Source organism: Streptomyces sp. NPDC093111, from assembly GCF_040683955.1.
Classification (GTDB): domain Bacteria; phylum Actinomycetota; class Actinomycetes; order Streptomycetales; family Streptomycetaceae; genus Streptomyces.
Genome location: NZ_JBFBNW010000038.1, coordinates 33,140 through 42,795, shown reverse-complemented (window position 1 = coordinate 42,795; position 9,656 = coordinate 33,140). Strand labels below are relative to the sequence as shown.

General features: G+C 73.9%; 5 protein-coding genes. 4 read left to right on the top strand and 1 reads right to left on the bottom strand.

The genetic code is table 11. From position 1 onward, the window contains the following. Positions 1–261: 261 nt before the first annotated feature. From AB0Q96_RS38335 to AB0Q96_RS38320, 4 genes are all read left to right on the top strand, one after another. The gene (locus AB0Q96_RS38335) at positions 262–1,950 is read left to right on the top strand and encodes an ABC transporter ATP-binding protein (RefSeq protein ID WP_365333867.1); all 1,689 of its coding nucleotides are present in this window, start codon (positions 262–264) and stop codon (positions 1,948–1,950) included. 669 nt (positions 1,951–2,619) lie between these two features. Then, positions 2,620–4,641, top strand: a complete 2,022-nt coding sequence (locus AB0Q96_RS38330) for a M4 family metallopeptidase (protein ID WP_365333865.1) — start codon at positions 2,620–2,622, stop codon at positions 4,639–4,641. A gap of 117 nt (positions 4,642–4,758) precedes the next feature. Beyond that, on the top strand, positions 4,759–5,415 hold the full coding sequence (locus tag AB0Q96_RS38325; protein ID WP_365333863.1) for a response regulator transcription factor: 657 nt from the start codon (positions 4,759–4,761) through the stop codon (positions 5,413–5,415). Beyond that, the gene (locus AB0Q96_RS38320; protein ID WP_365333861.1) at positions 5,408–7,066 is read left to right on the top strand and encodes a histidine kinase; all 1,659 of its coding nucleotides are present in this window, start codon (positions 5,408–5,410) and stop codon (positions 7,064–7,066) included. Before AB0Q96_RS38325 ends, AB0Q96_RS38320 begins: the two co-directional genes overlap by 8 nt. Positions 7,067–7,076: 10 nt before the next feature. Here AB0Q96_RS38320 and glgP read toward each other — a convergent pair whose 3' ends face one another. Continuing rightward, a complete protein-coding gene (glgP, locus tag AB0Q96_RS38315) occupies positions 7,077–9,620 on the bottom strand; it encodes an alpha-glucan family phosphorylase (RefSeq protein ID WP_365333859.1) in 2,544 nt (847 codons plus the stop codon). Positions 9,621–9,656: the final 36 nt, after the last annotated feature.

Below are 9,656 nucleotides of genomic sequence, written 5' to 3'. Positions count from 1 at the left end.
GTCCGGACGTGGCGGCGCCCGCAACGAGCGAAGCGAAGTGAAGGTCGCAGTCCGGACACCCCCACCCCCGCGGAGGTTCCGGCCCCCGCACCCCCCACGGACCGGCCAGGCCCCACGGACCCCGCACCCCCCACGGACCCCGCACCCCCCACAGGCCCCACCGACCCCTTCGACCAGGACGACCTGCCCACACCCCCCGGCGCCACCGGCCACCTCCTCCGCTCCCTCCTGCGCGCCCACCGCGCGAGGACCCTGGCGGCGATGCTGGTCCTCGTGGTCCAGCAACTGGCCCTCCAGGCGGGCCCGCTGCTGGTGGCGTACGCGATCGACAAGGGCGTCCCGGCCTTCCGCGCCGGGAACCACACCCCCGTCGTCGCGGTGGCCCTCGGCTACCTGGCCTGCGCGGCGGCCGGCGGCCTGCTCCAGTACGCGTTCGTGCGGATGGCCGCCCGGGTCAACCAGGCGGTCCTGCTGGACCTGCGCGGCCGCATCTTCCGGCACGCGCAGGAGCTCAGCGTCGACTTCCACGAGCGCTACACGTCGGGCCGGCTGATCTCCCGCTCGACGACGGACGTGGAGTCGCTGCGCGAGCTGCTCTCCGAGGGCCTCCAGGAACTCCTCGGGGTGGCCCTGTCCTTCCTCTCGATCTCGGTGATGCTGCTCTGGCTGGACCTGGGCATGGGCGCGGTGGCGGTGGCGTCGTTCGGTCCGCTGTACCTGCTGGTGCGGAGCTACCGGCGCCGCTCCGCGGCGGTGTTCGCGGTCCGGTCCACGGCCGTCGCCAGGGTGATCGTGAAGTTCGCGGAGACGATGAACGGGATCCGCCCGGTGCGGGCGTTCCGCCGGGAGCGGGCGAACGACGCGGAGTTCGCGGTCCTCAACGCGCGCCATGAGCGCAGCAACGGCGACGCGCTCCTGGAGATGGCCCGCTATGTGGTGGGTTCCCGGCTGGTGGCGAACACGGCGGTGGCCGGGATGTGCCTGTGGGGCGCGTTCCGGGTGGCGGGCGGCACGCTGGAGCTGGGTGTGCTGGCGGCGGCGGTGCTGTACGTGCGGCGCCTGTACGACCCGATCGACCGGCTCGGCATGTTCCTCAACTCGTACGAGTCGGCGGCGGCCTCGCTGGCGAAGATCGCGGGTCTGCTGGCCCAGCGGCCGGGCGTCCCGGAGGCGACCGCGCCGCGGGAGCTGCCGGTGCGGACGGGTGCGCCGGGCCGTGAAGTGGTGTTCGAGGGGGTGCGGTTCGCGTACCGGACGGGCGGCGAGGTGCTGCCGCGCTTCGACCTGACGATCCCGGCGGGCCAGACGGTCGCCGTGGTGGGTTCGACGGGCGCGGGCAAGTCGACGCTGGCGAAGCTGCTGGCCCGCTTCTACGACCCGACGGAGGGGCGGGTCCTCCTGGACGGGGCGGATCTGCGCGAGCTGGCCACGCCGGAGCTGCGGCGGGGCGTGGTGATGGTGACGCAGGAGGCGTTCCTGTTCTCGGGGACGGTCTCGGAGAACATCGCGATCGGCCGCCCGGAGGCGAGCCGCGAGGAGATCGAGCGGGCGGCGAAGGCGATCGGCGCGCACGAGTTCATCGTGGCGCTGCCGGACGGCTACGACACCGACGTACGGAAGCGGGGCGGCCGGATCTCGGCGGGCCAGCGCCAGTTGGTGGCGTTCGCGCGGGCGTTGCTGGCGGATCCGGCGGTGCTGATCCTGGACGAGGCGACGAGTTCGCTGGACGTGCCGGGCGAGCGGGCGGTGCAGCGGGCGATGGACACGGTCCTCGCGGGCCGGACGGCGGTGGTGATCGCGCACCGCCTGTCGACGGTCGAGGTGGCGGACCGGGTCCTGGTGATGGAGTCGGGCCGGGTGGTGGAGGACGGCTCGCCGGCGGAGCTGGTGGGCGGCGAGGGCCGCTACGCGGGCCTGCACAAGGCCTGGCGCGACAGCCTGGTGGGCTGACGAGGCCGCCGGGGCCGCCAGGGCTGCCGAGGCGGCCGGGGCTGACGAGGCCGCCGAGGCTGCCGAGGCTGCCGAGGCCACCGAGACCGCCGGGACGGCAGGGGCCACCGAGACCGCCGGGGCGACTCCGAGCGCCCGTACACCGGTTCATCCGATCCGGCGTGCGGGCGCTTTCGCGTGGAACGCGGTCCCGTCCGCACGCCGGGGGGCCGGGCGGTCCAAGGGGTGGGAATGGCCGACACGTCGGAGGTGCCCGCAGGGCGGGTTCCGGGGGTCCCGGGCGAGGAGGGGAGGGATGAGAACGAGCCACCGCCCACTCTGGTCCGGTCCACCCGCCGCCACCCCCTCCGCCGTGCTCCGACCGCGGCCGGAGGGCCCGCGACCAGCGGGGAGTCGCTGGTGCTATTCGGCCGCCGGAGAACGCCGGACGGCATCGCGGCCATGATCGGTGAAACGTCCGCTTAACGAACAGAGCCCTTCAAACAGCGGACGATTTCCGGCCAACTTGTTGACGCGCTCCTGACAGGCAGCGGCAACAACTGCCACTCTTCCCCCGGCTCTTCGCACCAACGTTCAGCGCATCACCCGTACGTGCTCCACAGCTCTGTTTGCTCAGCCCGGGCGGCATCACCCAGTCCTCCCGGTACCCCCCTCGCAAAAGGAGTCTGCGTGAGATCCACGCCCAGCCGTCGCGCCACCGCGACCGGCGCCCTGATCGCTGCCGCCGCCATGATCGCCGTCGGTGTCCAGTCCGGTTCCGCCACCGCCGACCAGTTCGGCGCCGCCCCCAAGGCGCAGGTCGCCTCGAAGGCGAACCCCGGCAAGCTGCCGGCCGACCTCTCGCCGGCCCAGCGCGCCGCGCTGATCCGCGCCGCCCAGGCGGACACCTCGGCCACGGCCAAGCGCCTCGGCCTCGGTGCCCAGGAGAAGCTGGTCGTCCGCGACGTCATCCAGGACCGCGACGGGTCGACCCACACGCGCTACGAGCGCACCTTCGCGGGCCTCCCGGTCCTCGGTGGCGACCTGATCGTCGAGGAGACCAAGGCGGGCGCCACCACGTCCGTCACCAAGGCCACCCGCGCCGACATCACCAAGGTCGACACGGCCGCCACCCTCGCGCCGGCCGCGGCCGAGCGCCAGGCGCTGGGCCGCGCGAACGCCGAGGGCTCCAAGAGCGCCAAGGCCGACCGCGCCCCGCGCAAGGTCGTCTGGGCCGCCAACGGCACCCCCGTCCTCGCGTACGAGACCGTCGTCGGCGGCCTCCAGCACGACGGCACGCCGAACCAGCTGCACGTCATCACGGACGCCAAGTCCGGCGCCAAGCTGTTCGAGTGGCAGGGCATCGAGACCGGTGTCGGCAACACGATGTACAGCGGCCAGGTCACCCTGGGCACCGCCCCGTCGTACACGCTGACGGACACCACGCGCGGCAACCACAAGACGTACAACCTCAACGGTGGTTCGTCGGGTACCGGCACGCTGTTCACGAACACCACGGACACCTGGGGCAACGGCCTTCCCGCCAACAAGGAGACGGCCGGCGCCGACGCGCACTACGGTGCGGCGCTCACCTGGGACTACTACAAGAACGTCTACGGCCGCAGCGGCATCCGCGGTGACGGCGTCGGCGCGTACTCCCGCGTCCACTACGGCAACGCGTACGTCAACGCGTTCTGGGACGACTCCTGCTTCTGCATGACCTACGGCGACGGCCAGGGCAACACCAAGCCCCTGACCTCCATCGACGTGGCCGCGCACGAGATGACGCACGGCGTCACCTCGAACACGGCCGGCCTGGTCTACAGCGGCGAGTCCGGCGGCCTCAACGAGGCCACCTCGGACATCTTCGCGGCGGCCGTCGAGTTCTACGCCAACAACTCGTCCGACCAGGGTGACTACCTCGTCGGCGAGAAGATCAACATCAACGGCAACGGCACCCCGCTGCGCTACATGGACAAGCCGAGCAAGGACGGCGCGTCCAAGGACGCCTGGTACTCGGGCCTCGGCGGCATCGACGTCCACTACTCCTCGGGCCCGGCGAACCACTTCTACTACCTGCTCTCCGAGGGCAGTGGTGCGAAGACCATCAACGGCGTGAACTACGACTCGCCCACCTCGGACGGTCTGCCCGTCACCGGCATCGGCCGTGACAAGGCGTCGCTGATCTGGTTCAAGGCGCTCACCACCAAGTTCAGCTCCAACACCAACTACGCCGCGGCCCGCACCGGCACCGTCGCGGCGGCCACCGACCTCTACGGCGCCACCAGCCCCGAGGTCACGGCCGTCGAGAACGCCTGGGCCGCGATCAACGTCGGTCCCCGCCCCGGTGGCGGCAACCCCGGCGGCACGGTCTTCACCAACGACACCGACGTGTCCGTCCCGGACAACGGTGCCGCGGTGACCTCGTCCGTGACCGTCTCGGGTGTGACGGGCAACGCCCCGGCCAACCTGGCCGTCGGCGTGAACATCGTCCACACCTACATCGGTGACCTCGTCGTGGACCTCATCGCCCCCGACGGCTCGGTCTACAACCTGCACAACCGTGCCGGTGGCAGCACCGACAACATCAACCAGACCTACACCGTGAACGCCTCCTCCGAGGTCGCCAACGGCGTCTGGAAGCTCCGTGTCCAGGACAAGGCGTCCATCGACACCGGCTACATCAACCAGTTCAAGCTCACCTTCCCCTAAGGACCGGCCTCCCGCCGAGCGGGAGGACCCACCCGAAGCGGAACGGCAGGACTGACTGACGGACGCCCGGAGGGAACACTCCCTCCGGGCGTCCGTGCGTCTGCGTAGGGTGGCCGGATGATCAGGGTGCTGCTTGCCGACGACGAGGCGATGATCAGGGCCGGGGTCCGGGCCATCCTCGCCAGCGACCCCGGCATCGAGGTGGTCGCCGAGGCCGGGGACGGGCACGAGGCCGTGGAGCTCGCGCGGGTGCACCGGCCCGACGTCGTGCTCCTCGACATCCGGATGCCCCGGCTCGACGGGCTCGGCGCGGCCGAGGAGCTGCGGCGCGCGGTGCCCGACGCGGCCCTCGTCATGCTCACCACCTTCTCCGAGGACGCGTACATCGAACGGGCGCTCGGCAGCGGCGTGAGCGGCTTCCTGCTCAAGTCCGGCGATCCGCGGGAGCTGATCGCGGGCGTGCGGGCGGTGGCCGAGGGGGCCGCGTTCCTCTCCCCCGCCGTCGCCCGCCGGGTCCTCGACACCCTCGGCGGCGGGCGGTTCTCCCGGGCGGCCGAGGCCCGCGCCCGGCTCGAACCGCTGACCGGGCGGGAGCGCGAGGTGGTCGCCCTCGTCGGGGCCGGCCTGTCCAACCAGGAGATCGCCGGGCGGCTGTACGTCGTCGAGGGCACCGTCAAGGCCCATGTCAGCGCCGTGCTGGGACGGATCGGGCTGCGCAACCGGGTGCAGCTGGCGATCCTCGCGTACGAGGCGGGGCTGGTGCCCGATGCGTGAGCGGGCCCGCGAGCGGGCCTTCGACCTCGCGCTGTGGCTGCTGCTCTGCGTCCCCGTGCTGCTGAAGTCGGACCCGAACGACGGCGGCTCGTGGACCCGGGTCGGCGTCGGTGTGGCCGTGCTCGCGGTGTGCGTGGCGCTGGGGCGGCGGTGGCCGACGGTGCCGCTGGCGCTCGTGGTGGCGGCCTCGCTGGCCACCAGTCCGGAGCTGTTCACCCCCTCGTACACGCTGGCCCTGGTGGCCTTCGGCTACCTCGCCGGGCGGCGGGAGGAGGCGACCCGGCCGGCGCTGTGGCTGTTCGCGGCGGTGCCCGTGGTGGGCCTCGGGCTGGTCCGGCTGACCGGCCGGCCGCTGATGATCTGGTTCGCGCTGGTCCTGTCGCTGGCCCTCGCGGTCGTCGCGCCCTGGCTGATCGGGCGGTACGTGCGCCAGTACGACCGGCTGGTGCGCAGCGGCTGGGAGCTCGCCGACCGGATGGAGCGCGAGCAGGCGGCCGTCGCCGACCGGGAGCGGCTGCGCGAACGCTCCCGGATCGCCGGGGACATGCACGACTCGCTCGGCCACGACCTGACCCTCATCGCGGTCCGCGCGGGCGCCCTGGAGGTCGATCCCGCGCTCGGCGCCGACCAGCAGCGGGCGGCGGGCGAGCTGCGCCGGGCGGCGGCCGACGCGACGGGGCGGCTGCGGGACATCATCGGGGTGCTCCGCGAGGGCGACGACGAGGCGAGCTCCGCCCCGGTCGCCCCGGCCGACGAGACCGTCGCCGAACTGGTCGCCCGAGCCCGCGCTTCCGGCATGGAGGTCCGCTTCAGCCAGGCGGCGGGGGCCGCGCCCCTCGCGGACATGACCGCGCGGGCCGTCCACCGGGTGGTGCAGGAGGGCCTCACCAACGCGGCCAAGCACGCACCGGGGTCACCGGTCGAGGTCGCCGTCGAGCACACCGGGGAGGGGACGGGCGGGACGGGCGGGACAGGCGGGACGGGCGGAACAGGCCGGGCGGGCGGCGCCACCGGCACGGCCACCGCCACCGACTCCGGCTCCGGCTCCGGCTCCGGCTCCGACTCCAGCCCCAGCGCATCCCGCTCCGTCCGGGTCCGGGTCACCAGTGGCCCCGCCGGGGCCGGGCGGTCCGGGCTCGCCTCGGGCGGGTCGGGGCTGGTGGGGCTGGACGAGCGGGTGCGGCTCGCGGGCGGCACGCTGCACCACCGGGTCACGGCGGACGGCGGCTTCGAGCTGTCCGCCGCCCTGCCGCCGCGTCCGCCAGCGCCGCGCCCCGCCGCGCCCCGGTCGGCGCGGGAGCTGGACCGGGCCCGGCGCGAGGTGCGCCGGGGGCTGGCCCGGGTGATCTGGATCCCGCTGGCCCTGCTCGTGGCGCTGGGCCTGCTGATGGCGGGCGTCGCCCTGTACACCCAGCACCAGTCGTATCTGGAGCCGGAGGACTACGCCCGCGTCCGTCTCGGCCAGACCCGCTCGGAGGTCGGCGCGTGGCTGCCCGACCGGGCGCTGGACGGGCGTCCGCAGCGGGTGCCGGCGGAGCCGCCCGGGATGGACGAGTGCCTGTACTACCGGGCGACGATGTTCGCCGCGATCCCGGTGTACCGGCTCTGCTTCACCGGCGGGCGGCTCGTGGACAAGGCGGAGGTGCCGTGACGCCGGGCGGCTAGCGCAGGATCACTCCCCCGTTCTCGGCGTGCGTCTCCGTGGGGTGGGTGACCAGGCCCAGCTCGGCCGGGTGGGCGAGGCGGGGGTGGGCCGGCAGGACGCGGACGGTGCAGCCGAAGGGGCCGGTGCGGTCCAGGGAGAGGGTGCCCCCGTAGGGGATCCGGCCTTCGAGGTCCGGGCCGCCGGCGGGTTTGAGGACGGTCGTCCTCGGGTCGACGAGGCGGTCGTCGGGGTCGACCCGGCCGGTGACGGCCTGCACCTCGACGTCATCCGGGTCGAGTTCGCCGAGGGCCACCCGGACCCGGACGGCGGGGGTGGCGCCCAGTTCGGCGTCCTCCAGGCCGTCGCCGATCTCCACGTGGTCGACGGACACCTTCGGCCAGGCGGCGCGCACCGTGGCCTTCCAGGCGGCGAGCGCGCGGGCCCCGGCCGGGTCGAGCTCCCGTCGGGCGGCGGCCGCGGGGGCGTACAGCCGGGTCACGTACTCCCGCACCATCCGGTCGGCGAGGACCTTGGGACCGAGGTCGCCGAGGGTGCGCCGGACCATCGTGGTCCAGCCGGCCGGCACCCCGTCGGGGCCCCGGTCGTAGAAGCGGGGGGCGATCCGGCGCTCGATCAGCTCGTAGAGGGCGGCGGCCTCCAGGTCGTCGCGGCGGTCCTCGTCGCGGGCGGCGGCCCCGTCGGCGGTGGGGATCGCCCAGCCGAAGTCGGGCTCGAACCACTCGTCCCACCAGCCGTCCAGGACGGAGAGGTTGAGGCAGCCGTTGAGCGCGGCCTTCATGCCGCTGGTGCCGCAGGCCTCCAGGGGGCGCAGCGGGTTGTTGAGCCAGACGTCGCAGCCGGGGTAGAGGCCGCGGGCCATGCCCATGCCGTAGTCGGGCAGGAAGACGATCCGGTGGCGTACCCGCGGGTCGTCGGCGAACCGGACGAGTTCCTGGACCAGCCGCTTCCCGCCGTCGTCGGCGGGGTGCGCCTTTCCGGCGACGACCAGCTGCACGGGGCGTTCGGGGTGCAGCAGCAGGCCGCGGAGCCGGTCCTTGTCGCGCAGCATCAGGGTGAGCCGCTTGTACGAGGGGACGCGGCGGGCGAAGCCGATGGTGAGGACGTCGGGGTCGAGGACGGTGTCGGTCCAGCCGAGTTCGGCGGCGGCGGCGCCGCGCTGGCGCCAGGAGGCCCGCAGCCGGTGCCGTACGTCGGTGACGAGGCGTTCGCGCAGGGTGCGGCGGAGTTCCCACAGGGTGCGGTCGTCGGCCTCGGGGTCGAGCCGGGCGACCTCGGGGGCGGTCCAGGTGGGGGCGTGGACGCCGTTGGTGACGGAGGTGACGGGGATCTCGTCGCCGTCGAAGCCGGGCCAGAGGCCGGCGAACATGGCGCGGCTGACGGCGCCGTGCAGGGTGGAGACGCCGTTGGCGCGCTGGGCGAGCCGGAGGCCCATGGCGGCCATGTTGAAGACGCCGGGCTCGCCGCCGAGGGGGGTCTCGTCGCCGAGGGCGAGGACGCGGCCGACGTCGACGCCGGGGAGTTCGCCGTCCTCGCCGAGGTGGCGGGCGACCAGGGCCCGGTCGAAGCGGTCGATGCCGGCGGGGACGGGGGTGTGGGTGGTGAAGACGGTGCCGGCCCGGACGGTCTCCAGGGCGGCGTCGAAGTCGAGGCCCTGTCCGCCGAGTTCGCGGATGCGTTCGAGGCCGAGGAGGCCGGCGTGGCCCTCGTTGGTGTGGAAGACCTCGGGTGCGGGGGTGCCGGTGAGCCGGCACCAGGTGCGGACGGCGCGGACGCCGCCGATGCCGAGCAGCATCTCCTGGAGCAGCCGGTGTTCGCTGCCGCCGCCGTAGAGCCGGTCGGTGACCTCGCGTTCGCCGGGGGCGTTCTCCTCGACGTCGGAGTCGAGCATGAGCAGCGGGACCCGGCCGACCTGGGCGATCCACAGGTGGGCGTGGAGGCTGCGGCCGCCGGGCAGGGCGAGGGTGACCCGGGCGGGGGTGCCGTCGGGCTCGCGGAGCAGGGTGACGGGGAGCTCGCCGGGGTCGAGGACGGGGTAGTGCTCCTGCTGCCAGCCGTCGCGGGAGAGGGACTGGCGGAAGTAGCCGTGGCGGTAGAGGAGTCCGACGCCGATGAGCGGGACGCCGAGGTCGCTGGCGGCCTTGAGGTGGTCGCCGGCGAGGATGCCGAGGCCGCCGGAGTACTGGGGCAGGGCGGCGGTGATGCCGAACTCGGGCGAGAAGTACGCGATCGAGGCGGGCGGCTCGCCGGGCTGCCGCTGGTACCAGCGGGGCTGGTGGAGGTAGGAGTCGAGGTCCTCGGCGGCGGCCCGCAGCCGGGCCTGGAAGTCCTGGTCGGCGGCGAGCGCGGCGAGGCGTCCGGCGTCGATGGCGCCGAGCACCCGGACGGGATCGCCGTCGGCGTGCCCGAGGGGGTCGAGGGAGTCGAAGAGTTCGCGGGTGGGTTCGTGCCAGGACCAGCGCAGGTTGCGCGCCAGGTCGGCGAGGGGTCGAAGGGTGTCGGGGAGGACGGGGCGCACGGTGAATCGACGGATTGCCTTCACGTGTTCCACCTTCGCAGGGTGTGACGGAGCGGAGCG

Coding starts and splice junctions, on each gene's coding strand:
- AB0Q96_RS38320 (WP_365333861.1), top strand. CDS start 5,408: ATGCGTGAGCGGGCCCGCGAGCGGGCCTTCGACCTCGCGCTGTGGCTG.
- AB0Q96_RS38335 (WP_365333867.1), top strand. CDS start 262: ATGCTGGTCCTCGTGGTCCAGCAACTGGCCCTCCAGGCGGGCCCGCTG.
- AB0Q96_RS38325 (WP_365333863.1), top strand. CDS start 4,759: ATGATCAGGGTGCTGCTTGCCGACGACGAGGCGATGATCAGGGCCGGG.